The sequence below is a fragment of the Streptomyces sp. NPDC050534 genome, from assembly GCF_044457745.1.
Classification (GTDB): domain Bacteria; phylum Actinomycetota; class Actinomycetes; order Streptomycetales; family Streptomycetaceae; genus Streptomyces.
Window position 1 is genome coordinate 724,243 of the sequence record NZ_JBITHF010000001.1, and the last position, 24,424, is coordinate 748,666.

Annotated in this window: 23 protein-coding genes; 16 read left to right on the forward strand and 7 right to left on the reverse strand. The window is 71.9% G+C overall.

Annotation, left to right across the window (positions count from 1 at the left end):
• Positions 1-27: 27 nt before the first annotated feature.
• Positions 28-813 carry a glutamate racemase gene (locus ACIBN2_RS03255; protein ID WP_399132382.1) on the forward strand — a complete coding sequence of 262 codons (786 nt, stop codon included), beginning with the start codon at positions 28-30 and terminating at the stop codon, positions 811-813.
• A gap of 105 nt (positions 814-918) precedes the next feature.
• Entirely contained in the window at positions 919-1,455 is a 537-nt protein-coding gene (locus ACIBN2_RS03260; RefSeq protein ID WP_399132383.1) for a hypothetical protein, read from the forward strand.
• Positions 1,456-1,483: 28 nt separating this feature from the next.
• Here the strand turns inward: ACIBN2_RS03260 and ACIBN2_RS03265 are convergent, their stop codons facing one another.
• Positions 1,484-2,551, reverse strand: a complete 1,068-nt coding sequence (locus tag ACIBN2_RS03265) for an O-antigen ligase family protein (RefSeq protein ID WP_399132384.1) — start codon at positions 2,549-2,551, stop codon at positions 1,484-1,486.
• Positions 2,552-2,798: 247 nt separating this feature from the next.
• Here ACIBN2_RS03265 and lnt point away from each other — a divergent pair, with 247 nt between their 5' ends.
• The 4 genes from lnt to ACIBN2_RS03285 all read left to right on the forward strand — a co-directional run bounded on the left by lnt (position 2,799) and on the right by ACIBN2_RS03285 (position 7,291).
• Positions 2,799-4,409: an apolipoprotein N-acyltransferase gene (lnt, locus tag ACIBN2_RS03270; protein ID WP_399132385.1), complete on the forward strand. Its 1,611-nt coding sequence runs from the start codon at positions 2,799-2,801 to the stop codon at positions 4,407-4,409.
• Between the two features lie 68 nt (positions 4,410-4,477).
• A complete protein-coding gene (locus ACIBN2_RS03275; protein WP_399132386.1) occupies positions 4,478-4,957 on the forward strand; it encodes an NUDIX hydrolase in 480 nt (159 codons plus the stop codon).
• A 53-nt stretch (positions 4,958-5,010) separates the two neighbouring features.
• A complete protein-coding gene (locus ACIBN2_RS03280) occupies positions 5,011-5,241 on the forward strand; it encodes an SDR family oxidoreductase (protein ID WP_399132387.1) in 231 nt (76 codons plus the stop codon).
• A 76-nt stretch (positions 5,242-5,317) separates the two neighbouring features.
• On the forward strand, positions 5,318-7,291 hold the full coding sequence (locus ACIBN2_RS03285) for a helix-turn-helix domain-containing protein (protein WP_399132388.1): 1,974 nt from the start codon (positions 5,318-5,320) through the stop codon (positions 7,289-7,291).
• A 196-nt stretch (positions 7,292-7,487) separates the two neighbouring features.
• On the opposite strand, the gene ACIBN2_RS03290 is transcribed toward ACIBN2_RS03285, so the two are convergent.
• Both ACIBN2_RS03290 and ACIBN2_RS03295 read right to left on the reverse strand, forming a co-directional pair.
• A complete protein-coding gene (locus ACIBN2_RS03290; RefSeq protein WP_399132389.1) occupies positions 7,488-8,309 on the reverse strand; it encodes a hypothetical protein in 822 nt (273 codons plus the stop codon).
• Positions 8,310-8,357: 48 nt separating this feature from the next.
• Positions 8,358-9,197 (reverse strand): alpha/beta fold hydrolase, encoded by an 840-nt coding sequence (locus ACIBN2_RS03295; protein ID WP_399132390.1) that lies wholly within the window; start codon positions 9,195-9,197, stop codon positions 8,358-8,360.
• A gap of 177 nt (positions 9,198-9,374) precedes the next feature.
• On the opposite strand from ACIBN2_RS03295, the gene ACIBN2_RS03300 reads away from it, so the two are divergent.
• The 3 genes from ACIBN2_RS03300 to ACIBN2_RS03310 are packed head-to-tail and all read left to right on the forward strand — an operon-like array spanning position 9,375 to position 12,005.
• On the forward strand, positions 9,375-10,574 hold the full coding sequence (locus tag ACIBN2_RS03300) for an acetyl-CoA C-acyltransferase (RefSeq protein ID WP_399132391.1): 1,200 nt from the start codon (positions 9,375-9,377) through the stop codon (positions 10,572-10,574).
• 58 nt (positions 10,575-10,632) lie between these two features.
• Entirely contained in the window at positions 10,633-11,280 is a 648-nt protein-coding gene (locus ACIBN2_RS03305; protein WP_399132392.1) for an HAD family hydrolase, read from the forward strand.
• A gap of 32 nt (positions 11,281-11,312) precedes the next feature.
• The gene (locus ACIBN2_RS03310; protein WP_399132393.1) at positions 11,313-12,005 is read left to right on the forward strand and encodes a TetR/AcrR family transcriptional regulator; all 693 of its coding nucleotides are present in this window, start codon (positions 11,313-11,315) and stop codon (positions 12,003-12,005) included.
• A 12-nt stretch (positions 12,006-12,017) separates the two neighbouring features.
• Here the strand turns inward: ACIBN2_RS03310 and ACIBN2_RS03315 are convergent, their stop codons facing one another.
• Positions 12,018-12,683: a TetR/AcrR family transcriptional regulator gene (locus ACIBN2_RS03315; protein WP_399132394.1), complete on the reverse strand. Its 666-nt coding sequence runs from the start codon at positions 12,681-12,683 to the stop codon at positions 12,018-12,020.
• Complete coding sequence (locus ACIBN2_RS03320) at positions 12,680-13,975, reverse strand: PucR family transcriptional regulator (RefSeq protein WP_399132395.1); 1,296 nt, start codon at positions 13,973-13,975, stop codon at positions 12,680-12,682. Before ACIBN2_RS03320 ends, ACIBN2_RS03315 begins: the two co-directional genes overlap by 4 nt.
• A gap of 188 nt (positions 13,976-14,163) precedes the next feature.
• On the opposite strand from ACIBN2_RS03320, the gene ACIBN2_RS03325 reads away from it, so the two are divergent.
• From ACIBN2_RS03325 to ACIBN2_RS03345, 5 genes are read left to right on the forward strand one after another with little or no spacing between them, the layout of a single operon-like run.
• Positions 14,164-14,922 carry an ABC transporter ATP-binding protein gene (locus ACIBN2_RS03325; RefSeq protein ID WP_399132396.1) on the forward strand — a complete coding sequence of 253 codons (759 nt, stop codon included), beginning with the start codon at positions 14,164-14,166 and terminating at the stop codon, positions 14,920-14,922.
• Positions 14,919-15,734, forward strand: a complete 816-nt coding sequence (locus tag ACIBN2_RS03330) for an ABC transporter ATP-binding protein (protein ID WP_399132397.1) — start codon at positions 14,919-14,921, stop codon at positions 15,732-15,734. The genes ACIBN2_RS03325 and ACIBN2_RS03330 overlap by 4 nt, the downstream gene beginning before the upstream one ends.
• Positions 15,731-16,612, forward strand: coding sequence for a branched-chain amino acid ABC transporter permease (locus ACIBN2_RS03335; protein ID WP_399132398.1), 882 nt, complete (start codon positions 15,731-15,733; stop codon positions 16,610-16,612). Before ACIBN2_RS03330 ends, ACIBN2_RS03335 begins: the two co-directional genes overlap by 4 nt.
• Positions 16,609-17,772, forward strand: coding sequence for a branched-chain amino acid ABC transporter permease (locus ACIBN2_RS03340; protein ID WP_399132399.1), 1,164 nt, complete (start codon positions 16,609-16,611; stop codon positions 17,770-17,772). Before ACIBN2_RS03335 ends, ACIBN2_RS03340 begins: the two co-directional genes overlap by 4 nt.
• A gap of 5 nt (positions 17,773-17,777) precedes the next feature.
• Positions 17,778-19,055, forward strand: a complete 1,278-nt coding sequence (locus tag ACIBN2_RS03345) for an ABC transporter substrate-binding protein (protein WP_399132400.1) — start codon at positions 17,778-17,780, stop codon at positions 19,053-19,055.
• 61 nt (positions 19,056-19,116) lie between these two features.
• Here ACIBN2_RS03345 and ACIBN2_RS03350 read toward each other — a convergent pair whose 3' ends face one another.
• Positions 19,117-19,926 (reverse strand): SDR family NAD(P)-dependent oxidoreductase, encoded by an 810-nt coding sequence (locus ACIBN2_RS03350; RefSeq protein WP_399132401.1) that lies wholly within the window; start codon positions 19,924-19,926, stop codon positions 19,117-19,119.
• Positions 19,919-20,563, reverse strand: a complete 645-nt coding sequence (locus ACIBN2_RS03355) for a carboxymuconolactone decarboxylase family protein (RefSeq protein WP_399132402.1) — start codon at positions 20,561-20,563, stop codon at positions 19,919-19,921. Before ACIBN2_RS03355 ends, ACIBN2_RS03350 begins: the two co-directional genes overlap by 8 nt.
• Before the next feature lie 224 nt (positions 20,564-20,787).
• On the opposite strand from ACIBN2_RS03355, the gene ACIBN2_RS03360 reads away from it, so the two are divergent.
• Positions 20,788-22,002: a PucR family transcriptional regulator gene (locus ACIBN2_RS03360; RefSeq protein ID WP_399132403.1), complete on the forward strand. Its 1,215-nt coding sequence runs from the start codon at positions 20,788-20,790 to the stop codon at positions 22,000-22,002.
• Entirely contained in the window at positions 21,995-24,415 is a 2,421-nt protein-coding gene (locus ACIBN2_RS03365; protein ID WP_399132404.1) for a SpoIIE family protein phosphatase, read from the forward strand. The genes ACIBN2_RS03360 and ACIBN2_RS03365 overlap by 8 nt, the downstream gene beginning before the upstream one ends.
• The last annotated feature ends 9 nt before the right edge of the window (positions 24,416-24,424 follow it).

Here is a 24,424-nt window from a genome sequence, read left to right on the forward strand (position 1 = left end):
TCAGGGGCCATCGTCTATCGTGGCCGGGTGAAGATCGCGCTCATGGACTCCGGAATCGGTCTGCTCGCGGCCACCGCCGCGGTGCGGCGGCTGCGGCCCGACGCAGATCTGGTGCTCTCCCTGGACCCCGACGGCATGCCCTGGGGGCCCAGGACCCCCGAGGACCTGACCGCGCGCGCCCTCTTGGTGGCCGAGGCTGCTGCCGTGCTGCGGCCCGACGCTCTGATCGTCGGCTGCAACACGGCGAGCGTGCACGCCCTGCCCGCCCTGCGCGCCCGCCTCGAACCCGCTGTGCCGGTCATCGGCACGGTCCCGGCGATCAAGCCGGCCGCGGCGGGCGGCGGTCCGCTCGCGATCTGGGCGACGCCCGCCACCACCGGCAGCCCCTACCAGCGCAATCTGATCGCGGAGTTCGCGGACGGCGTGACGGTCGCCGAGGTGCCGTGCCACGGTCTCGCCGAGGCGGTGGAGCACGCGGACGAGGCGGCCATCGACGCCGCCGTCGCCGCGGCCGCGGCACTGACCCCGGCCGATGTAACGACCGTCGTCCTGGGCTGCACCCATTACGAGCTCGTCGCCGAGCGCATCCGCGCCGCCGTGCAGCAGCCAGGCTCTCCGCCGCTCGTGCTGCACGGTTCCGCGGGCGCCGTCGCCGCCCAGGCGCTGCGCCGCATCGGTGCGCAGCCGGCGCCCGAGGCGCCGGCCACAGGAACGCTCACGGTGCTGCTGAGCGGGCGCGAGGGCGCTCTCGTGGCGCCTGCCCTGGCCTACGCGGAAGGCCGTCTCCTCCAGGCGGTCAGCCCCGCGCGCTGACCGAAAGCCGCGTAACGGACGGATCGGGTCCAGGGTCGTTCGGTCGGCGGAGTCACGCTGCGCGACTCGGTGCCCGCGCAGCGGAACATGAGTAATCTCGTATTCATGAGGGACCACCCCCACGGCGAGAACGCCAAGCATCCCGAGGTCTGGACCGGACGCGCCACCAACAAGGTCCAGTGGCTGCTGGCGCTGGGCGGGGCGGCCTTCATGGCGCTCGGCGTCGAGCTGGCGGTCGACTCCGCCTGGACGTCCGGCGTCGCGCCGCTCGTCATGTCCGTGGTCGGCTGCATCGCCGCCGGACTGCTGGTCCTGTTCGGCACGCTCGCCTTCGTGCACGTCGACATGAAGCTCGACAAGGAGTGCGTCGAGGTGCGCTGCGGCCACATCGGTGTGCCGCGCCGCCGCATTCCCCTCTCGCATGTCGCGGGCGCGGAGTTCGCCGAGCACGTCACTCCGCGTCAGTGGGGCGGCTGGGGCTACCGCTGGCGTCCCGAGAAGGGCACCGCGGTCGTCGTGCGGCGCGGTGAGGGCGTGGTCCTGCGTCTGTGGGACGGCCATACGTTCACGATCACCGTGGACGACGCCGAGGCCGCCGTACGCGTCATCAGGGCCCGGCTGCGGTCGGGCTCGTCCCCCTGATCCGCAGCTTCACGGCCTGACCGGCGGCTCACGGCGTCAGCCGGTCACCACGCGCGCGTGCGCCGGCCTCCGGCTGCGGTGACCCGCCGGGAAGCGGCCGGGCTGTGGCCACGCCCGCCAGCAGTCCCGCCCCCACCGATACGGCGGTGAAGCTCAGCGCGTTGCCGACCGAGGAGATCGCCGCGAGCGCCGTCAGGGCCGCTCCCGCGGTGAGCACGACCGGTGTGGGGCGCGGTGAGCGCCACAGCGCGTGCAGCATCCAGCAGAACGACGCCCCGAGCAGGGCCACACCGATGACACCCTGTTCGGCCGCCTGCTGAAGCACCGCCGAGTGCGGTTTGCCGTCCGACAGCAGGGTCCGGCTCGCCGTCGAGCTCAGTTCACCGAAGCGCTCCGGTCCGGCCCCGAGGGCGGTGTTGCGGTGCGCCAGGTGCAGGGCGTCCCGCCACAGCTCGATCCGGTGCGGGGTGAGCTGGCCCTCCAGCGACGCCGTCAGCCCGTCGGGCAGGGCGTTCCCGGCGACGGCCCAGGTCATGCCGGTCACCAGGAGCGCGGCCAGGGCGAGCCCGGCGATGCCCAGGCCGCGACTGGTCATCCGGCCGGCGGCCAGGGCGCTCAGCAGGACTGCGGTGCAGGTCACGAACCCGCTGGTCGAGCCCAGTAGGGCCGCGGACACCGTGATGGCGACCGCCAGCGCGGCCAGGACGTGGCGCACGGTCGGCGACTCGGCGGACCAGGCCGCACAGCATGCCGCGCCGACGCACAGGGTCAGCAGCGCGGCCGTGGCACCCGAGTGCCCGAGCGGCGCGACGATCTGGGGTCCCGGCGCGAGGTGCGGAACGGCCACGGCCAGGCCGAGCCCGGCCAGCGCCCCGGCACAAGGGGTCGCCACCGGCAGCAGCGCCCCGCAGATCCGGCCGGCCGCATAGCCGGCGGCCACGGCGAGCACCGCGAGCAGCACGCCCTCAGGACGGCCGTCCTGCACGGTCGCCGTGATCAGCGACCAGGTGGCACAAGCCCCGAGCACCACCACGCCCGCCGCGTCCGAAACGTTTCGTCTTTCGCTGATCTCCCCAGGACCCGCGTCAGACGTCATCCCCGTGGAACCCACCCCGCCCCCAGACCCCGACCGAAAGGCCCCCCGACCTCGTACGACCCAGGCCGCCGAGGCCGTGACCGGCCGGGCGACTTGCTGGGCACACCGTAACGGCTGATGGCCGGTTTGTGGATGAGTTGGGCCGAGTTACGCAGGAACGATGCGGCACCTGGGCCGCCCGTGACGTGGGTGCCTGCCATCCGGACCGAGCTGTCCGTGCCAAGGTCACCCGCCGTACACTCCCGGGGTGACCGTCACCGCAACCTCCGTGGACGAGTCGGACCAGCTGCAGCCGCAGTCCGCGCCCGCATCGCGCGCGGCGCGTCTCGTACGCCTCGTTCCGGCCCTCGCCGCCGCGCTCTCCGGAGTGCTGCTCTACGTCAGTTTCCCGCCACGCACCCTGTGGTGGCTGGCCCTGCCGGCCTTCGCCGGCTTCGGCTGGGTGCTGCGCGGCCGCAGCTGGAAGGCGGGCCTGGGTCTCGGCTATCTCTTCGGCCTCGGCTTCCTGCTGCCGCTGCTGGTGTGGACCGGTGTCGAGGTCGGCTCCGGACCCTGGCTGGCGCTTGTCGCGATCGAGGCGATCTTCATCGCGCTGGTCGGCGCGGGCGTCGCGGTGGTCTCGAAGCTTCCGGGGTGGCCCCTGTGGGCCGCCGCGGTGTGGATCGCGGGCGAGGCGGCACGCGCGCGCGTGCCGTTCAGCGGCTTCCCCTGGGGCAAGGTCGCCTTCGGCCAGGCCGACGGGGTCTTCCTGCCGCTGGCGGCGGTGGGCGGCACCCCGGTGCTCGGCTTCGCGGTCGCGCTGTGCGGCTTCGGCCTCTACGAGGTCGTACGCCTCGTCCTCGAAGGGCGCCGCACCCGGGCCGTGCGGCGCTCGGCGGCGGCCGCCGCGCTGCTCGGCGTGGTCGTGCCGGTGGTGGGCGCGGTGGCCGCCCGGCCGCTGGTGAGCGACAAGGCTGAGAACGGCTACGCCACCGTCGCGGTCATCCAGGGCAACGTGCCCCGCTCCGGGCTGGAGTTCAACGCCCAGCGGAGGGCCGTTCTCGACTACCACGCGCGCGAGACGCTGCGGCTGGCCGCCGAGGTCAAGGCGGGTAAGACGCCCCGGCCCGACTTCGTGCTGTGGCCGGAGAACTCCTCTGACGTCGACCCCTTCGCCAACGCCGACGCGTACGCCGTCATCGACGGCGCGGCCAAGGCGATCGGCGTGCCGATCTCGGTCGGCGGAGTCGTCGAGCGGCACGGCAAGCTCTACAACGAGCAGATCCTGTGGGACCCGAAGAAGGGCCCCACCGACACCTACGACAAGCGGCAGATCCAGCCCTTCGGCGAGTACCTGCCGCTGCGCTCGCTCATCGGCGCCATCAACAGCAACTGGACCTCGATGGTCCGCCAGGACTTCAGCCGGGGCACCGAGCCGGGCGTGTTCAGCATGGACCGCGCCAAGGTCGGCCTGGTCACCTGCTACGAGGCCGCCTTCGACTGGGCGGTGCGCTCCGAGGTCACCGACGGCGCGCAGATGATCTCCGTGCCGAGCAACAACGCGACCTTCGACCGCAGCGAGATGACCTACCAGCAGCTCGCCATGTCCCGGGTGCGCGCCGTCGAGCACAGCCGGACCGTCACGGTGCCGGTGACCAGCGGCGTCAGCGCGATCATCATGCCGGACGGGAAGATCACCCGGAGGACCGGCATGTTCGTGGCCGACCACCTGGTGCAGAAGGTGCCGCTGCGGTCGTCCGAGACGCCCGCCACCCGGCTGGGCACCCTGCCGGAGATGGCCCTGGTGCTCATCGCGGCGGGCGGCCTCGGCTGGGCGATCGGCGCCGGTGTGCGCGGGCGGCGCGCCCAGGGTGTGTAGCCGTACGCCGTGCGTACGCCCGGCGGCTAGCGTCGGGACCTGAGCCCCGGCCGTTTAGGGTCGGTGTCATGCCGACTCCTGATTTCATCCATGACATCCGGGCCGCCGCCGGCCACCAGTTGCTCTGGCTCCCCGGTGTCAGCGCCGTCGTCTTCGACGACGAGGGCAGAGTCCTGCTGGGGCAGCGGGCGGACAATCTCAAGTGGGCGTTGATCTCCGGCATCCCGGACCCGGGCGAGCAGCCCGCCGCCGCGGTCGTGCGGGAGGTGCAGGAGGAGACGGGCGTCGAGTGCGTCGTCGAGCGCCTGGTCGCGGTGCGGTCCGGGAGGCAGGTCACCTACCCCAACGGTGACGTCTGCCAGTTCATGGACATCTGCTTCCGCGCCCGGGCCGTGGGCGGCGAGGCATGCGTGAACGACGACGAGTCCCTGGAGGTCGGCTGGTTCGCGCTGGACGCGCTGCCCGTCATGACCGAGTACCACCACTTTCGGATCAAGCAGGCGCTGTCCGACGACCCCACATGGTTCGAGCCCATGACTTCTGACTGAGCATGGGCCGCATGCACCTGCTGGTGGGCGGGAGCGCTGCTCAGGGTCGACGCATGACTCCGCCCAGCGACTTCCCGGCCCCCGCGCCCCCTGGCTCGGTCGACCGGGACGCCAAGGGATCCCCCGCCGAGCGCGTCCTGACGGACGTGCTGCTGCAGGACAGCGCCGTGAAGCGGCTCATCGAACCGGAGGAGGTCGCCGAGGCCGTGGCCTCTCTGTGCAGCCCGGCGGCCTTCGTCACCGGTACGTCGCTCGTGCTCGACGGCGGCTGGACCGCGCACTGACGCGTCCGGGGCCGGTGTGCACGCGTGTTGTCCACAGGGCTGACGGGGCGGCCGTGCGATGAGGAATCCTGTGAGCATGTCTCGTGATCACGCGCAGTCCGCCGAGCATGCCGGCGCCGAAGTGGCCGGTGCGGCGCTCACCGGCGGCCCGGCGGCGGATTCGGCGCCCACCGGCGCCGAGACGCCGTTCCTGGAGCTGCTGGCCAGAGGCGCGTCCGCCGACGCCTACGAACAGCCGGTGCTCGTGGCCCGCGCCGAGGGGCGTCCGGCCGAGGCGATCGCCGCGCTCGAGCACGCCAAGCTGCTCGCGCTGCGCGTGCGCGCGGAGCTCGAGGGACGGCGCCGCCGGGAGGCCGAGCTGTCCGCGCTCTTCGAGACGGCCCACGACCTCGCGGGCCTGCGCGACCTCGACTCCGTGCTGCAGGCGATCGTGCAGCGCGCCCGGTCCCTGCTGGGCACGGACGTCGCCTACCTCAGCCTGAACGATCCGGACCGGGGCGACACCTACATGCGGGTGACCGAGGGCTCGGTCGCCGCCCGCTTCCAGCAACTGCGGCTCGGCATGGGGGAGGGGCTGGGCGGCCTCGTCGCCCAGACCGCCCGCCCGTACGTCACCGACGACTACTTCAAGGACGGCCGCTTCCAGCACACGAACACCATCGACACCGGTGTGCGGGACGAGGGCCTGGTCGCCATCCTCGGCGTGCCGCTGATGCTGGGCCACCACGTCATCGGCGTCCTCTTCGCGGCCGACCGGCGCGCCCGCGTCTTCGAGCGGGAGCAGATCGCGCTGCTCGGCTCGTTCGCCGCGCTCGCCGCGGCCGCCATCGACTCGGCGAACATGCTCGGCGAGACCCGCTCGGCCCTTGCCGAGCTGGAGCGGGCCAACGAGATCATCCGTGACCGCAGCGCCGTCATCGAGCGGGCCTCCGACGTCCACGACCGGCTGGCGGAGCTCGTGCTGCGCGGCGGCGGGGTCCACGACGTGGCAGCCGCCGTCTCCCAGGTCCTCGACGGCACGGTCGAGTTCACCGAAACCGTCGACACGCCCCCGGCCCCGCTGGAGACGTCCCGCGCCGAAGGTCACGCGGTGCGCCATGAGGACGACTGGATCGCCGCCGTGACGGCCGGCGGCGAGCTGCTCGGCGCGCTCGTGCTGCGCGGCCACCCCGGGCTCGACCCCGTCGACCAGCTCACCCTGGAGCGCGCCGCGATGGTCACCTCGCTGCTGCTGCTCGCCAGACGCTCCGCCGCGGAGGCCGAACAGCGCGTCCGCGGCGAGCTGCTGGACGACCTCCTCGACGCCCGTGACCGCGACCCGCGCCTATTGCGCGAGCGCGCCTCGCGGCTGCACGCGGACCTCGACGCCACGCATGTCGTGCTCGCCGCCCGGCTCGACGCCGTCGCCCCCGACGCCGACCAGGAGGCGGAGGCCCGCCGCCGTCTGTGGTCCGCCGCCTCGCACCTCGCCGCCACCCGGCACGGCCTGGCCGCCGCCCGTGACGGCGGCACCGTCCTGGTGCTGCCACTGATCGCGGGCGACACGGCCACCGAGCTGGCCCGCCGTACCGCCCGCCAGCTGGGCACGGCGGTCCACGAAGCGGTCACCGTCGGCGCCTCCGGACCCGTCGAGGATCTCGCCGCCCATCCCGACACCGTGGCCGCCGCCTACGCGGAGGGCCGGCGCTGCCTCGACGCCCTGCGCCTGCTGGGCCGCTCCGGGGACGGGGCGGCGGCCGAGGACTTCGGCTTCCTCGGCCTGCTGCTGGCGGGGGACCGGGACATCGCCGGCTTCGTGGACCGCACGATCGGCGAGGTCGTCGCCTACGACGAACGACGCGGCACCGACCTCGTCCGCACCATCGACGCCTACTTCACCTGCGGCATGAGCCCGGCCCGGACCAAGGACGCGCTGCACGTCCACGTCAACACCGTGGCGCAGCGCCTGGAGCGCGTCGGCCGTCTCCTGGGCGACGACTGGCAGAGCCCGACCCGCACGCTGGAGATCCAACTCGCCCTGCGGCTGCACCGGTTGTCGACGCGGCACTGACCCCCGTACGCGGGACGTACGAGGGCCGGCTGCGGCAGGTCAGACGGTGCGCACATCCGCCGTGGCCGTCGCACGCTGCTCGTCCACGGCCGGCTCGACGTCGGCCAGGTCCCGCCGACGGGTCTCCTCGGTCCCTGGTGAAGTGTGCGGGCGGCGCCTATGGCCGCACGGCGCCCCGTGATCCATGGGATGCGGGTCAGCCGCGGGTGAGAAGGCCGGCGTCGACGACGGCGCGGCCGAAGGGACTCGCGAGTTCGGCGAGACGCTCACAGCCGGCGTCTCCCAGGGCGGCGTAGGCGGGAAGGGCCAGGCGGTCGGTGCGGTCCTCGATGCGCCGGCGCAGGAGTACGCCCTCCGGGCTGAGGGAGTCGCCGTCGAGGAGACCTCGCTCGCGCAGGCGTTCCTGGGTGGCGGCCCAGTCCTCCTCGGGCCATGCACGGCTCGCCTTGAGGAAGTCGACGGGAACCTCACCGGTGGCGGCGTGCAGCACCAGGGCATCCAGGCCCCCGACGCCCTCCGTCAGCAGGCAGGCGACATGGCCGTCTCCACGGAACTCCCGGAGCAGCGTCTGGGCGTGCCACAGCCGCAGTACCGGCTCCTCCGGCCAGGGAAGTGCGGCATGCGCGGCGAACAGCGGGCGCCCTTGGGCGTGTTCGCAGGCCGCCTCGGCAGCCCGGCGGGTCAGCTCCAGGACCTCGTCCAGGTCGGGCAGTTCGTGGATTCCCGCCCGCCGCAGGGCTTCCCCCGCCGCGGCGTACCGTGCCTCCAGAACCTGCTGCGGCGTGGTGGTGTCCCAGGCCCCGTCGACCGCCCGCCGTACGACATCGGGGTTGAAGTTGTAGAAGGTCGAGATGATCAGCTCGGCGGATGTCCGGCCGAACGCGGCGCTTCGCGAGGTGAAGTACCCGGCGCGTCCGCCCAGGCCGAGGTCCGCATACCGCCGCCTCGCCTCGGGGACGAAGTAGATCATGCCGTGTACGGGCTCCAGGTGGCGCCAGGCCGCGCGCGCTGTCTTCAAGGGGACCTCTCCTTCGGTGAGTTGACGATCGGGGTACTGGCTTCCCGTTCAGTGATCGCCGTGCGCCCGCAGGTGCTCGAGCAGGAGGCGGTTCAGCGTTTCCGGCGCCTCCTCGGGGACCCAGTGGCTGACGCCCTGGAGCGTCTCGAACCGGTACGGCCCGTCGACCCACCGCCTGGTCTCCTGTGCGGCCGCCGGGCCGAACGCGCTGTCCTGCGTGCTCCAGACGTACAGCGTGGGCACGTCGACGACGCCGATCGCACCGTCGGGGCGGCCGGCCCGGTACCAGTTCAGTGCCGCGGTGAGAGCGCCCGGCCCGGACAGGTGCCGTACGTAGGCGTCGGCACTGTCCTCCGGGACCTTCCCGGCGTAGAGGCCGCGAAGCTCCTGGGCGTCGTGGGCGAGCAAGCGCTCCTCCGTCGCGGGCGTTTCGCGCCAGTCGATCATGTACTGGGAGCGCGTGCGCTGGTCCTGGTCGGTGCGCAGGGTGGTGGCCAGAGCGCCGGGGTGCGGCGTCGAGACGACCGTCAGGGTGCGGACGCGGCCGGGGTGGGTGTGAGCGGTCCACCAGGCGACGGCGCCGCCCCAGTCATGGCCGGCCAGGTCGAACGCCGCCCATCCCAGTTCTTCGCTGATCGCGACCACGTCGTCGACGAGAAGACCGATGCGGTAGTCCTCGGGCCGCTCCGGGCGGGCGCCGGGGGAGTACCCGCGCTGGTCGGGCGCGACCACCCGGTAGCCGTGTGCGGCCAACGCCTCGATCTGCCGCCGCCACACCAGCCCCGTCTGCGGGAAGCCGTGCAGCAACAGCACTGGACGGCCTCCGGGCGGACCCGCCGCGATCGCGTCGAACACGCCCGTGTCCGTGCGGATGCTCAGCAGGGTCACGATTCACCTCTTCGTACCGACTGGTCGGTACCCTCCAGGCAGGGGAGCCGCCTGTCAAGGGGCCGTTTCGGCCTCGGGGCGGCGCCCTCGCATTCCCTGAGCACCGGAACCTCAGTTGAACCTGACGCCGGATTCAACTATAACCAGAGCTCGATCACCACGAGGCAGTGAGGCGACATGAGGGAAGCAGTCATCGTTTCGACGGCGCGTACGCCGATCGGCAAGGCCTACCGCGGCGCGTTCAACGACGTCCAGGCGCAGGAACTCGCCGCCCACGCCCTCTCGCACGCGGTACGGCGCGCCGGGGTCGACGCGGGCGAGGTCGAGGACGTGATCTTCGGCTGTGCGGTGCAGCAGGGATCCTCCGGCGGCAATGTCGCGCGTCAGGCCGTGCTCCGTGCCGGACTTCCGGACGCCGTGTCAGGGATGACGATCGACCGGCAGTGCTCGTCGGGCCTGATGGCCATCGCGACGGCCGCCAAGCAGATCGTCACGGACGGCATGCAGATCGCCGTCGGAGGCGGTGTCGAGTCGATCTCCCTGGTGCAGAACGACCACATGAACACCCACCGCATGGCGGATCCGTGGCTGGTCGAGCACAAGCCGAGCATCTATCTGCCGATGCTGCACACGGCGGAGATCATCGCCGAACGCTACGGCGTGAGCCGTGAGCGCCAGGACGAGTTCGCGCTGCTGTCCCAGCAGCGCACCGCGGCGGCGCAGGAGGCCGGCCGGTTCGACCAGGAGATCGTCGCACTTCCCAGCGTCAAGAAGGTTCTCGACAAGCAGTCGGGTCAAGTGCGGGACGAGCAGGTCACCTTGACCCGGGACGAGGGCAACCGCGCGTCGACGACACTCCAGGGACTGGCGGGTCTGGCGCCGGTGCTGGCCGACGGCCGGGTGAGCGCGCGTTCCAGCGTCACGGCGGGCAACTCCTCGCAGCTGTCCGACGGGGCTTCGGCGTCGGTGCTGATGGAGTCGGGGGAGGCCGAGCGCCGCGGCCTGCAACCGCTGGGCGTCTACCGGGGTATGACCGTCGCCGGCTGCGGACCGGACGAAATGGGCATCGGCCCGGTGTTCGCCATCCCGAAACTGCTGAAGCAGCACAACCTCACCGTCGACGACATCGGCCTGTGGGAACTCAACGAGGCGTTCGCCTCCCAGGCGCTGTACTGCCGCGACGAACTGCACATCGACCCCGAGCGGTTCAACGTCGACGGAGGCGCGATCTCGGTCGGTCATCCGTACGGCATGACAGGTGCCCGGCTGGTGGGGCACGCCCTGATCGAGGGCAGGCGCCGGGGAGTCCGGTATGTGGTGATCTCCATGTGCGTCGGCGGCGGTATGGGCGCAGCCGGACTGTTCGAGGTCGCCTGAACCGTGAACTCCCGCTGATACGGCAGCAAGCCGACCACGAGAAAGAGGTGTGCGCACCGTGTCGTACGCAAAGGAAAAGACCCGGACCGCGGTCCTGGTGGACTTCGGCGGAGTCATCACCTCCAGTGTCCTGCGGGCCTTCACCGACTTCGGCGGCTCGCTCGGCGGCGACCCGCGCCTGCCGCTGGACCTCCTTGCCCGGGACGAGCACGCACGCACCCTCCTGGCCGGCCACGAGTGCGGCCGTATCGACACCGAAGCCTTCGAGCGCGGATTCGCCGAACGCCTCCGCGCGCACGGTGCGGACGTATCGGCCGTGGGGCTCACGGCCCGGATGCAGGCGGGCCTGTCGATCGACCAGGACATGCTCGCCCTGCTCGGTGACCTTCGAGCCGCCGGCCATCGCGTCGCGCTCGTGTCCAACTCGTTCGGCACCGGGACCTACGACGGGGTCGACCTCGCCGCGGTCGCCGATGAGGTCGTCATCTCCGCCGAGGTCGGGATCCGCAAGCCCTCCCGGCGGATCTACGCGATGGCATGCGAACGCCTCGGCGTCGACCTCGAGGAGGCGGTCATGATCGACGACCTGCAGCAGAACCTCGACGGAGCGGCCCGCATCGGAATCGGGGGCGTCCTGCACACCAGTGCCGCCGACACCCGCCGCCAACTCGCCGAACGCTTCGGGATCGGTCCCGCGGCCTTGTGACCATGGCGTCGGATTCAACTACAGTTCCGGGGATGGACACCACCGCGCCCGAGGAGATCGACGGCGAGCAGGTGCCGCCCGTGGCGCCTCTCTCGCACCTTCGCGAGCCGCCCACGACGAAGCGCGGAGCACGGACGCGGGCCGCACTGGTGAAAGCCGCGCGGACGGTGTTCGAACGGGACGGCTACCTCGAGTGCCGCCTGACCGACATCACCAAAGAGGCGCACTGCGCGGCGGGATCGTTCTACACCTACTTCGCCAACAAGGAAGAGGTGCTGGCCGCCGTCCTCCTGGAGGCTCAGGAGGACATGATGCACCCCGGCATGGGCCGGGTGCAGGGCACCGACGACCCCTACGCGGTGCTCGAGGCGAGCAATCGCGCCTATCTCGAGGCCTACAGACGGAACGCGAAACTGATGGCCCTGCTCGAGCAGGTGGCTCAGGTGGAGCCGGAGTTCCGTGAGTTCCGGAGCCGGCGCGCCGACGCCTTCATCCGCCGAAACGGCCGCGGTATCGCCGATCTGCAGACGCGGGGTGTCGCGGACCGCGAGGTCGATCCGATGATGGCCTCCCGAGCGCTGTCGGGCATGGTCAGCGTCATGGCCTACAACGCCTTCGTGCTGGGCGAACCGCAAGAGGGAGGTGCCCCGGTGGACTTCGAGGCACTGGTGTCCACGGTCACCCGGCTCTGGGCGAACGCCCTGCGGCTCCCCATCCACCGCTGAGGACCGGGCACTTCAGCCGGGCGGTGTCGACAGGTGGATCAGGATGCCGCACACCTCGTCCACGATCTCCAGGGCCTCCGTCTCGTCCCCGCAGTCGCCCAGCTCGCGCGCCGCTCCTCCGATGACGGTGGTCAGCACGCTCACCCGGACCCGGCCGGCGCGTTGCCGCTCGTCCACCTCCAGAAGCCGGGCGTTGCGCCGTACCCATGCGCGGTCCCACTGGCGGCGCAGGGCGTCGAAACCGGCCGGGGCGTCGTCCTGCGCGAGCAGTCTGCCGAGCCGCCGGTTGTCCCAGGCGCCGTGAAGGTACGCCCGGGCACCGGCCACGAAGAGGGCGATCGGGTCGTCCACGCCGTGGCTGCGCTCGACGGCCAGCGTGGCCGCGGTCCGGCGCTCCTGCTCCTCCCGGAACTCCTCCCACAGGGCGAGGTAGAGCCCGCGCTTACCGCCGTAGTGCTGGAAGAGGCTGCCACCCGGGATGCCGGAGCGCGCCGCGATCTCGGTGAGACCGGCATCGGTGTAACCGCGCTCGAGGAACACCTCCAGCGTGGCGTCCAGCAGCGCGGGCCGGACCGCCCGGTGGTACCCGGCGTGCCCCTCCGCCGGGCGCATGCCTTCCTGCCCGCCGGGCAGCTGACGTGCAGCGTCGGTCCCGGAGGACTCCACGATCCCGCTCACCGGCGATCCCCGCCTTCCCCGGCGCCGTCGCGGATGGCGAGGGCGACCAGTAGTTCCAGGAGGTCGGCGAGCCGACGCGGATTGCGGCCGGTGCGCTCCTCGATCCTGCGCAACCGGTAGTGCGCCGTGTTGTGGTGCACCCGCAGCCGGTCGGCGGCCAGCCGCAGATTGAGGTCCGCGTCCGCGAACGCCCTTATGGTGACGGCCAGCGTGTCGCCACGTCTTCGGTCCTCCTCCAGCAGCAACCGCACCCGGGGATCGACCAGTTGGCGTGCGAGGTCGTCGGCACGCAGCGCCAGATAGTCGAACGGGGACAGCCGCGGCAGCGCCGCCACTCCGCCCCCGCCCGGCACCAGGTCGAGGGCGGCCCGCGCCTCCCGGTAGGCGCGCGGCAGCTCCTCCGCGCCCTGTGCGACCGTACTGATCCCCATGGCGAGCATCGTCCCCTCCCGCGCGAGCCGCCGCTGCACCGCCTCGAAGTGGGCGCATATGTCCTCTGCGTCCATGCCGGCCCGGACCACGGGCACGGCCACCACCTCGCCGTGGCGCACCACGACCAGGGTCCTGCCCGCCCAGGGTCCGGCGACGCTGATCGACGCGCTGGCGGCGTACCCGTTCTCGGCCGAGGTGAGGTCGCCGGTGCGGGTGTCGCCGACGCACACCGCCACGACCGCCATCATCGGCGAGCGCGGTCCGATGCCGTACGCCTGCGCCGGGGCGAACAGCGGGCCGTGGGACGGTGCCACGCCGGCCAGCAACTGGTCCAGGAGGTCGCGGCGTTCCCGGTCCGCGTCCGCCACCACGTGCTGCTGGTACTCGACGTACGCCTGCGCGGCGTGCGTGCTCGCGTAGTCGACGTACCGCATCAGCGGGGTGACCAGCGACAGGGCGGCCTGCTGGGCCTCGGCCGACGTGCCCGCGCACTCCAGCATCGCGTCCCACATCACCTGCCGGCCGACCCGGAAGGCACTGATCCAGTCCTCGAGGGCGAAGCCCGCACGGGCTCGGCGCATCGCTGCCGCCCGGCTGAAGAGCAGGTCCTCGGCGGCGATGTCGCGGTCGCCCGCCAGGGCGGCGAGCTGCATCCGGTAGTGCTCGAGCACCTGTTCCCTCACATCCGCGAAGAACTGTCCGTCCTGCAGCGCGTACGACGGGATCTCCGCGCGCATCACCTCGACGGCGGTCCGCGCCACGTCCTCGATCCGGTCCTGGACGGCGTGCAGGATCCGCCACCGCTCCCGGCGGAGCGGTTCGGAGAGTTGGGGAGTGCCCAGAGCGGGACCGCGAGGCATGGCGCCGATAGTCGCTGTCCGACTCGTGCTCCGTCAACAGGTGCCGGGTGAGACATCTTCCGTCACCTGTGCGCGGCGCACAGTTGGACGACCGGGAAGTTGGGTGCTCACGCACAATGTGCGCCTGGAACGGCCCCACCTACTGTGACGCTCGCTCATCCCCCAGCACGTCGGAAGGGGCGTCACTCATGCTCGCGGTCGACGGTATCACCGTGCGCTTCGGCGGGATCACGGCTCTGGACGGTGTCTCCTTCACCGTCGAGCCGGGCACCGCCGTCGGGCTCATCGGACCGAACGGAGCCGGCAAGACCACTTTGTTCAACTGCCTCACCCGGCGCTGCACCCCCGACCAAGGAGGCATGCGGTTCGCGGAGGAGGACCTGCTGGCCGTGCCTCCGCACGCCGTGGCCGGACGCGGTATCGCCCGCACCTTCCAGAACCTGGGCCTGTTCCCGCGGCTCACGGTCCGGGAGAACGTCATGGTCGGTGCCCACAGCCGGGGGCGCACCGGACACCTCGCCGCGGCGCTCCGGCTGCCCCGCGTCCGGCGGGAGGAGAGGGAACTGCATGATCGGGCGGACGACTTGCTGCGGCGGCTCGGCCTGGCGGGCGTCGCGGACCACCCCGCCTCCGGGCTGCCGTTCGGCACGCTCAAACGCGTCGAACTCGCCCGGGCGCTCGCGGTACGGCCCCGGATGCTGCTGCTCGACGAACCCGTCAACGGGCTCAGCCACGGCGAGGTCGACCAATTCGCGGATCTGGTCCGGTCGGTGCGCCAGGAATTCGATCTCACCCTCGTGGTGGTCGAACACCACATGGGTTTCGTGATGGGCCTATGCGACAAGGTGATCTGCCTCGACTTCGGCCGCAAGATCGCCGAGGGCTCCCCGGAGGAGATCCAGCGCGACCCGGCCGTCGTCGAGGCGTATCTGGGGGTGGCCGCGTGAGCGAGCCCACCACCGACCGCACCGAGGGCGCGGCGAGTACGGAACCGGACTTCCTGAAGGTCCGCGACCTGCACGCCGGATACGGCCAGGCCCGGGTGCTGCAGGGCCTCGACTTCTCCGTCGCCCGCGGTGAGGTGTGCGCGGTCCTCGGACCCAACGGCGCGGGCAAGACCACGACACTGCGGGCGCTGTGCGGCATGGTCCGCGGCCGCGGCTCGGTCACCCTGAACGGGGCGCAACTGCTGGGCCGTTCACCCGAGCAGGCCGCCAGGCTCGGCGTGGCGCATGTGCCCGAGGGCCGGGGCACCTTCAACGAGCTCACCGTGGAGGAGAACCTGCACATCGGCGCCCACCTGCGCACCGGACTCCGGCGGCGGGGCCACGCCGGGCGTGCGGCCGTGGTGGCCGACCTGGAACGGATCTACGGCTACTTCCCCACACTGCGGCGGCGGTCCCGCCAGGCCGCCGGCAGCCTCAGCGGTGGGGAGCAGCAGATGCTCGCCATCGGCAGGGCGCTGATGCTGCGGCCCTCGCTGCTGCTCCTGGACGAGCCGTCCCTGGGACTCGCACCGCTGGTCACCCGCGAACTGTTCGAGATCGTCCGTGCCGTCAACGAGGAGGAACGCACCACTGTGGTCGTAGTCGAGCAGAACGCGCAGCTCGCGCTGGGCATCGCGCACCGGGCCCACGTCCTGGAGGCGGGTCGGCTGGTGCTGTCCGGGCCGGCCGCGCAGATCCGCGAGGACGGGCAGGTCGCCGAGGTGTATCTCGGTGTCTCCGTCCGCTCCCGCAAGGCCGGGGGAGCGCCGTGACCGATCTTCTCCAGCAGGTGGTGGAAGGGCTGGGCTCCGGCGCGGTGTACGCCAGTCTGGCGCTGGCCCTGGTGCTGATCCACCGGTTCACGGGGATCGTCAACTTCGCGCAGGGCGAGCTGGCGATGCTCTCGACGTATGTCGCCTGGCAGCTGGTGGCGTCCGGGATGCCGTTCTGGCTGGCGCTGCCGGTCACCCTCGCGGTGTCCTTCGCAGGCGGCATGCTGGTCGAGCGGATCGTCATCCGCCCCGTGCAGGGCGCGCCCGAACTGACGGTCGTCATCGTCACGGTCGGCCTGTTCATCTTCGTCAACGCGCTGGCCGGTCTCATCTGGTCGTTCACCGTGAAGGACTTTCCCCAGCCCTTCCCCGACGGCGCGCTGGACCTGGCCGGCGTGCGCGTGGACTGGTCGACGCTCGGGATCATCGGTGTGGTCGCGGTCGTGATGGGCCTGCTGTATCTGCTGTTCCAGCACACCTCCGTCGGCCTCGTGATGCGGGCGGTCGCCTGCAATCCGGCCTCCGCCCGGCTGTCGGGCATCCGGGTGGGGCGTGTGCTGATGCTCGGCTGGGGGCTGGCCGCGACGGTGGGCGCCGTGTCGGGCGTGCTCGTCGCGCCGGTGCTGTTCCTGGAGCCGAACATGATGGGCGGGGTGCTGATCTACGCGTTCGCGGCGGCCACCCTCGGCGGCTTCGACAGCCCGGTCGGCGCGGTCGTCGGCGGTCTGTTCGTGGGCGTCGCCGAAACGCTGACCGGGGCGTACGTCGACGTCATCGGCGCCGACCTCAAGGTGGGCGTCCCTCTGGTGATCATCCTGGCGGTGCTGCTGGTGCGGCCCCAGGGCCTGTTCGGACGGGCGGCGGTGGAGCGCGCATGAACACTCTCACCACGGCGCTCGGCACCGGCCGGCTCCGGTGGCTGCGGGCCACACTCACCGTGCTGGTCGCGGCGGCGGTCGCCGTCGGCGCACCGTTCTACTTCGCCCCCTTCCAGGTCTTTCAGCTGACCATGGTGCTCCTGTACGCCGTCGCACTGGCCGGCCTGAACCTGCTGGTCGGCTTCGGTGGCCAGATCTCGCTCGGGCACGGCGCGTTCTTCGCGGCGGGGGCCTACACGGCGGCGGTCATGCTCGACCGGTACGGCACCGGCCACCTGGCCACGCTGCCGGCCGCGGCCGCCGGATGCTTCCTGCTGGGCCTGGGCTTCGGAGTCCCCGCCCTGCGGCTGCGCGGCCTGTATCTGGCCCTGGTCACCCTCTCGTTCGCGGTGTTCCTGCCCCCTCTGCTCAAGCGGCTCGAACCGGTGACGGGCGGCTCCATGGGGCTGACCGTGGACAAGCTGGAACCGCCCGCGTGGAGCGGGCTGGCCGAGGACCAGTGGACGTACTTCGTCGTCCTCGCCGTCACCGCGGTGGCACTGCTGCTCGCCCGCAACCTGCTCCGGTCCCGGGTCGGCCGGGCACTGCTCGCCGTGCGGGACAACGAGAGCGCCGCCGAGGTCATGGGCGTTCGGCTGGCGCTGCACAAGACCCTGGCCTTCGCGTGGAGCGCGATGTTCGCGGGCGTCGCCGGCTGTCTGTACACCTGGGTGATCGGCTTCGTCTCGCCGGACTCCTTCAGCTTCGTGTTGTCCATCACGCTGCTGGCCGGCCTGGTGGTCGGGGGGCTCGCCTCGCTGTACGGACCGCTGCTGGGCGCGGCGTTCGTGATGTACGTGCCGAGCGTTTCCCAGGACCTCAGCGAGGCGGCACCGGGAGTGGTGTTCGGCCTGCTCATCATCACCGTGATGTTCGTGGCCCCGACCGGACTGGCCGGTCTGCCGGGCCGCGTCCTGGGCGCGGTGACCCGTCGCCTCCAGCGCACCGCCCCCCTCGACCGGACGCCCGGGGCCGAATCCACCTTCGGGACCGGACCCGTACCCGATGCGCATCCGAAGTCCCCCGCCGAATCCGGACCTTCCGCGACCGTCACCCCCGCGGACCCCGAAGTTGCCGACGCCGAACCCGTGGGCGCACCGCCCCGCACGGAAAAGGAATGAATCACATGCGCAAGACGACCGCTCTGCGGGCGGCCGCGGCCGCGACCGCCGCCCTGCTCACCGCCACCGCCTGCAGCAGCCAGCGTGGAAAGGACGGCCAGGACGCCGCCGCCGGCGGCGCCTGCAAGGGCCAGCAGACCACGGGCATCACCGACAAGACCATCAAGCTGGGCGGGATCTACCCGCTCTCGGGACCCGCCTCCGCGTACGGCACGATCAGCAAGGGCGTGGCCGCCTACTTCAAGTACGTCAACGACAAGGGCGGCATAGACGGCCGCAAGGTGCAGTTCGTGGTCCGCGACGACGGCTACCAGCCGCCCAAGGCGGTCGAGGAGGCGCGCAGACTCGTCGAGCAGGAGAAGGTCTTCGCCGTCTTCCAGACCCTGGGCACCCCGTCCACGGCAGCCGTGTGGGACTACCTGAACCAGCAGAAGGTGCCGCAGCCCTTCGTCGCCACGGGCGCCTCCGCCTGGGGCACCGACGACAAGCACCCCTGGACCATCGGCTGGCAGCCCAACTACGTGGCCGAGGCCCGGGTGTACGCCAAGTACCTCAAGGACGAGAAACCGAAGGCCAGGGTCGCGGTCCTCTACCAGAACGACGACTTCGGCAAGGACCTGCTCGGCGGGTTCAAGAAGGCCGTCGCCGGCAGCGGCGTCAAGGTGGTCGCCGAGGAGAGCTACGAGGTCACCGACCCCTCCGTGTCGGCGCAGATGACGACTCTCGCCCGGTCCAAGGCGGATGTACTGCTCGACGTCACCACGCCGAAGTTCGGCAGCCAGGCCCTCGCCGCCGACGCCAAGAACACCGTGTGGAACCCGCTGCACATCGTGAACAACGTGGCCTCGTCGGTCGCCGTGCTGCAGCCCGTCGGACTCAAGAACGTGCAGGGCGTGGTCTCGGCGACCTACTTCAAGGACCCCGCCGACCCGCAGTGGGACGACGACGCCGACATGAAGACGTACAAGGAAGCGCTGCACAAGTACGCGCCCGACGCCGACCCGGGCAACCAGTTCAACGCTTACGGCTGGGCCGTCGCCGCCAGCCTGCACAAGGCCCTGGACGCGATGAAGTGCCCCACGAGGGAGGGGCTGCGGGACGCGGTGCGCAACCTGAAGAACGTGAAGGTGGGCCTGCTGCTGCCCGGGGTCACCATGTCCACCGGCCACGGCGACGCCTTCCCGCTCGAGACGATGCAGCTGATGCGGTTCAAGGGTGAGCGGTGGCAGCTGTTCGGCCGGCCGGTGGACACCCGCAAGGAGTTCGGCCCGCTGGCGAAGTGAGCCGGCGGGGGCGGTCCCGGTCGATGCCCTGACCCCTGGGACCGCCCCCGCCACCGCCCGCTCAGACGGCGCTCGCCCCGCCGTCCACCACCAGGCCGTGACCGGTGATGTAGGAGGCGCGGTCACAGAGCAGGAAGGTGACGGCCTCGGCCACCTCCCAGGCTGTGCCCTGGCGGCCGAGCGGTATGCGCCCGAGCGAGGCGGAACGCGACGTCCGCTTGGCCGACGCCGCACGGCCCATCGGGGTGTCGATCAGGCCCGGGACGACCAGGTTGGCGCGGATCCCGCGCGGCGCACCCTCCTTGGCGACATGGCGGGTGAGACCGAACAGGCCTGCCTTGGAACTGTCGTAGGCGGGCGAGTCGGTGGCCGCGCGCAGCCCGGCCAGGGAACCGACGAAGACGATCGATCCTCCCTCGGCCATCACGGGCAACCCGTACTTGGCGGCGAGGAACGGGGCGCCCAGATTGAGCGAGAGCACCTGGTCCCACTGCTGCGGCGAGGTGTCCGCCAGACTCGCGCCGAGGCCGATGCCGACGTTGACCACCAGTGCGTCGAGCTCACCGAGTTCGCGCTGTGCCTCGGCGACCATGGCCGAGGACTGGCCGGGGTCCGTGGCGTCACCGACCACGGCGAAGCCACGGCCGCCCTCCTCACCGACCAGAGCGGCCGTGGCCGCCGCGGCGGAGGGGGAGACGTCGGCGCAGGCCACGGAGGCTCCCTCGCGGGCGGCGAGCACGGCCACCGCGCGCCCGTTGCCCACCGGGGCCTCCGGATCCTCGCTGGGGCGGGTGCCCGCGCCGATGACCAGTACGTTCCGGCCGGTCAGGAGGCCGACCGGGTGGGTCGTGGTGCGCTGGGGTTCAGGCATCGCGGTGCATCCCTTCCGGGCCGTCCTCGAGGGCCGTGGGTGCGAGCAGGGTCTGTGTGTCGTAGCCGGGCTCGAGCCGGGTGCCGGCCGAGTTCAGGAAGAAGGCGACCATGTGGTACTGACCGACGAGCATGGTGATCTCGATCAGCTGTGCCTCGTCGTGGTCGGTGGCGAGGGCGGACCACGTGGCCGAGGACAGCCGCGAATCACGGTGCAGTTCGTCGGCGGCACGCAGCAGCCGGGCGTCGGCCGGTGTCCACCCCCGGGCGTCGGGGCCCGCGCCGACCCGGTGAATCTCCTCGTCGCTGACCCCCGCCGCCCTGGCCAGTGGTACGTGTCGGCCCCATTCGTAACCGGCCCGGGTGTTGCGCGCGGTGCGCAGGATCAGCAGTTCCCGGGTCCGGCCCGGCAGCCGGCCGTCGCGCAGCAGATGGCGGCCGAACGGCAGGAAATACCGGAAGAGTTCGGGGTGCCGTACCAAGGTGGTGAAGACGTTGGCGACGTGGCCGTCGGCGTCCCGGGGAATCGGGGCGAGTAACTCCCTGGTGCAGAGGTCCCAGCCGTCCTCGGGCAGGGGCGCGAGGCGCGGCCCGGAGTCGGTGGCACGGTCGGGTCGGTGATGGTGCTCGTCGGTCATGGAGGTCTCCGCACTGTCGGTGAGGGTGGGCCGGTGGCACAGGGGCGGGTCCGAGCACGGTCGGGCGACGGCTTGCCTGGCGCGCGGCGATGCGTCTCTTCCGCCGCCGTGCCACTGTGCTTTCGAGGACGGGGAGCTGTCGACGGCTGCCCGGCCAAGACCGGCGGGCGGCATATTGTTCAATTGCACAACGGCCGGAGCCGACAGGGGCGGAGGTGAGGTCCATGCCCGGACCGCCGGGCCCGACGGAGCCTCTCGAACGGGTCATCGCCGCGATGGCCGCGCAGCGGTCGAACGTGGGCGGTCGGTTGCACGCGGACCTGACGGAGCACATCCCGTCCTACCGCACGGTCCCGCGGGAACTCCTGGACCAGATCTGGCAGCGGCACTTCCAGCGGGCGCTCGCGGTGGTGCGGGAGGGGAGGGTGCCCGCGCCGGAGGACTTCGACGAGGCTGACGTGGCCCGGGACCGGGTCACCCGAGGCGTGCCGCTCAGCGACGGGCTCCGCGCCTTCCGCCGTGCGCTGAGCGCGATACGGGACCTCTTCATCGCCGAGGCGACCGAGCGCGGACTGGACCCCGGCGTCATCGTCGACCGCACCACATGCCTGTGGGAACTCGCGGACGTCGCGAGTGTGCGGATCGCCACCGTCCACCGGCAGGCGGAGGTCGCGTCCGCCCTCTTCGACGCCCGCCGCCGCGCCGGCTTCCTGCGCGGACTGCTCCACGGGACGCTGAGCGCGACGGAGATCCACAGCGGTGCGGCGATCTACGGACTGGACCTGTCGCGGCCGTACCGGGCCATCAGAGCGGTTCCGTACGGCAAGGCCGGCCTGGACGCGCTGGAACGCTCGCTGCAGGTACACGGCCGCGGTCAAGGACGCGGCGCGCTGCTGACCGTCGTGGACGAGGCTGTCGCCGGAGTCGTGGAGGCGAAGCCGGAGATCGGTGACCTGGAGGTGACGGCGGGGCTCGGTCCACCGGCCGACCTGGCCGTGGTGCACAACTCCTTCCGGGCCGCCGGCAGGCTGCTGGAAGCCGCCCGTGCGTATGGCCTGCGCGGGGTGTACGACCTGAGCGACCTGTCCTGGCGGGTCGCGGTCGTCGCCGAACCGGAACTCGCGGAGTTGCTGATCGAGCGCCATCTGCGTCCACTGGAGGCGGAGGGGGCGTTCGGTGCGCTCATCGAGGAGTCGGTGCGGGGCTACCTGGAGAGCGGACGAAACGTCCGCGAGGCCGCCCGTGGCGCACACGTCCATGTCAACACCGTCCGCTACCGGCTGCGCCGTTACGAGGAGCTGACCGGCACCGGTCTCGACGCACCGGACACCGCGGTGGAGCTCAGCTGGGCGTTGGCGGCACGCGAGCTGGAGAGGTCTCGTGGCACATCGGTGACCGAGTACAGGGTGGTGTCCATCGGTGGAGAAGCGGATGACTGAGCTCAAGGAAAGCCGCGACGATCCGTTCGCCGTGAATCTCGCCGCCTTGGCGGTGCTCGACGACCGCGGGGTCGTGGCCGGATGGAGCCGGCGGGCGCAGGACCTGCTCGGCCATCCGGACACGGCCGTGATCGGCCGTCGGGCGTTCGAGGTCCTCGTCGACCCTCGCGATCGGCCGGCTGCCAGGGAGGCGGCCGCGGAGTGCAGACGAGCCGGCGGCTGGTTCGGGATGCTCACGGTGCGGCACCGCGACGGGCGGCTCGTGCCGATGGGACTCAGGGCGCATGAGCTGTCCCGCGAGGGCGGGGTCCGTGAGTGGTTTCTCGCGGGCGCGCCCGCGGCCGACGTCCTGGAGTGGCAACGGGACCGCGCGGTTCTCGACGGGTTGTACCGCCAGTGCCCGATCGGCCTTGTCGTGCACGGCCCCGATCTGAGGCTTCTGCGGGTCAACCGGGCCATCGAGCGCTTCAGCGGAGTCCCGGCGGCCGACTTCCGGGGGTTGCCCACCGGGCGGATGCTCGTCCCCGACGACGAGCGCAAGGCCGTCGACCGTGTGCGCGAAGTGATGGAGACCGGAAGGCCTTTGGTCTACTCCGAGCAGTTCGCCCGCCTGGAGCAGGATCCGGCACGCGAGCGGGTCGTCCTGGTCTCGTCCTTCCGTATGGAGGACCCCTCCGGCCGCGTCCTGGGTGTGGCCGAAATGATCGAGGACATCACCGAACGGCATCGGGCCCAGCGCCGGCTCGCGCTCCTCGACCAGGCTGGCAGCCGTCTCGGAACCACCCTCGACGTGGCCGAGACCGCCCGCGAACTCGCCGAGGTGATGGTGCCTCACCTCGCCGACCATGCGTCCGTGGACCTGCTGCAGTCCGTGACGCGGGGCGAGGAGCTGGCACGGGCCCTGCCAGGGCCCGTGGTGCGGCTGGGAGCCTGCGGCGTCGGTGCTCAGCAACCCGGCCCGCCCCATCCTCAGGGCGACCCGGTGGACTTCGCGCCGGACTCGCCCGAGGCCGTATGCCTGGCCGAAGGACGGCCCGTCCTCGAACCGGTTCTCCCGCCCGACCGGCTCTCCATGGCAGGCCGCAAGGGTGCCCATGGTCCGGACCCGGGCGTTCACTCGCTGATCGTGGTACCTCTTGCCGCGCGCGGCATGACGCTGGGCGTGATGACCCTGTGGCGTTCGCGCCGCCCCGATCCGTTCGAGGCGGACGATCTCACCCTCGCCCAGGAACTCGCCTCGCGCGCCGCCGTCGCCATCGACAACGCCCGGCGCTTCACCCAGCAGCAACAGACCGCTTTCACCTTGCAGAGCAGCCTTCTGCCCCGGGCGGTTCCGGACCAGTCGGCCGTGGAGGTGGCCTTGCGCTACCTGCCGGCCAGCGCGGCACCGGGCCTGGGCGGCGACTGGTTCGACGTCATTCCTCTGTCCGGGGCCCGGGTCGCCCTCGTCGTCGGCGACGTGGTGGGACGCGGCATCCATGCCGCCGCCACCATGGGCCGCCTGCGCACCGCCGTGCACACGCTCGCCAGCCTGGACCTGGAACCGGACGAGGTTCTCTCCCGCCTGGACGACCTGGTCCTCATGCTGGCGGCCGAGCAGGAAGCGGCCGGCGAACGACCCGTCGTCGAGCAGGTCGTCGGCGCCACCTGCCTGTACGCCGTGTACGACCCGGTCTCCCGACGCTGCTCCGTGGCGCGCGCGGGACACCTGCCGCCGGTGGTGACCGCTCCGGACGGACACGCGGCTCCGCTCGACCTGCCCGCCGGGCCGCCGCTCGGTCTCGGCGGCCTGCCGTTCGAGGCCCGGGAGATCGAACTGGCCGAAGGGAGCCTGCTCTGTCTGTACACCAACGGAGTCATCGGCGAACGCCACGCCGACGCCGACGCCGGCCTGAGCAGGTTGTGCGCAGCGCTCACCCGCCCGGCCGACGCGCTGGAACAAACATGCCGAACGGTGCTCCAGTGGCTGGTGCCGTCACGTCCCACCGACGACGTCGCTCTGCTGATCGCCCGCACCCGCACGCTGCCACCGGAGGACGTCGCCTCCTGGCGCCTGCCGCCGGAGCCCGCAAGCGCCGCCCGCGCCCGGGCCCTCACCTCGGCGAAGCTGGCCGAGTGGGGTCTGGAGCACCTGGCGTTCACCACCGAACTGATCGCCAGCGAACTGGTCACCAACGTCTACCGCTACGCCGGCGGCCCGGCGACCCTGCGGCTGATCCGTGACCGGTCCCTGGTGTGCGAGGTCAGCGACACCAGCCACACCTCACCGCATCTGCGCCGCGCCCGTACGACCGACGAGGGCGGGCGCGGTCTGTTCCTGGTGGCCCAGATGACCGACCGCTGGGGTACCCGCTACACCCGCGAGGGCAAGACCGTGTGGACCGAACAGCTGTTGGCCGGCGCGCCCACGTGATGGGGAGCA

Bases quoted from the DNA above. Each gene is read 5' to 3' on its own strand.
- ACIBN2_RS03260 (WP_399132383.1), top strand. From the start codon at position 919: ATGAGGGACCACCCCCACGGCGAGAACGCCAAGCATCCCGAGGTCTGG.
- ACIBN2_RS03265 (WP_399132384.1), bottom strand. From the start codon at position 2,551: ATGACGTCTGACGCGGGTCCTGGGGAGATCAGCGAAAGACGAAACGTT.
- ACIBN2_RS03275 (WP_399132386.1), top strand. From the start codon at position 4,478: ATGCCGACTCCTGATTTCATCCATGACATCCGGGCCGCCGCCGGCCAC.
- ACIBN2_RS03280 (WP_399132387.1), top strand. From the start codon at position 5,011: ATGACTCCGCCCAGCGACTTCCCGGCCCCCGCGCCCCCTGGCTCGGTC.
- ACIBN2_RS03285 (WP_399132388.1), top strand. From the start codon at position 5,318: ATGTCTCGTGATCACGCGCAGTCCGCCGAGCATGCCGGCGCCGAAGTG.
- ACIBN2_RS03300 (WP_399132391.1), top strand. From the start codon at position 9,375: ATGAGGGAAGCAGTCATCGTTTCGACGGCGCGTACGCCGATCGGCAAG.
- ACIBN2_RS03310 (WP_399132393.1), top strand. From the start codon at position 11,313: ATGGACACCACCGCGCCCGAGGAGATCGACGGCGAGCAGGTGCCGCCC.
- ACIBN2_RS03320 (WP_399132395.1), bottom strand. From the start codon at position 13,975: ATGCCTCGCGGTCCCGCTCTGGGCACTCCCCAACTCTCCGAACCGCTC.
- ACIBN2_RS03325 (WP_399132396.1), top strand. From the start codon at position 14,164: ATGCTCGCGGTCGACGGTATCACCGTGCGCTTCGGCGGGATCACGGCT.
- ACIBN2_RS03340 (WP_399132399.1), top strand. From the start codon at position 16,609: ATGAACACTCTCACCACGGCGCTCGGCACCGGCCGGCTCCGGTGGCTG.
- ACIBN2_RS03345 (WP_399132400.1), top strand. From the start codon at position 17,778: ATGCGCAAGACGACCGCTCTGCGGGCGGCCGCGGCCGCGACCGCCGCC.
- ACIBN2_RS03350 (WP_399132401.1), bottom strand. From the start codon at position 19,926: ATGCCTGAACCCCAGCGCACCACGACCCACCCGGTCGGCCTCCTGACC.
- ACIBN2_RS03355 (WP_399132402.1), bottom strand. From the start codon at position 20,563: ATGACCGACGAGCACCATCACCGACCCGACCGTGCCACCGACTCCGGG.
- ACIBN2_RS03360 (WP_399132403.1), top strand. From the start codon at position 20,788: ATGCCCGGACCGCCGGGCCCGACGGAGCCTCTCGAACGGGTCATCGCC.
- ACIBN2_RS03365 (WP_399132404.1), top strand. From the start codon at position 21,995: ATGACTGAGCTCAAGGAAAGCCGCGACGATCCGTTCGCCGTGAATCTC.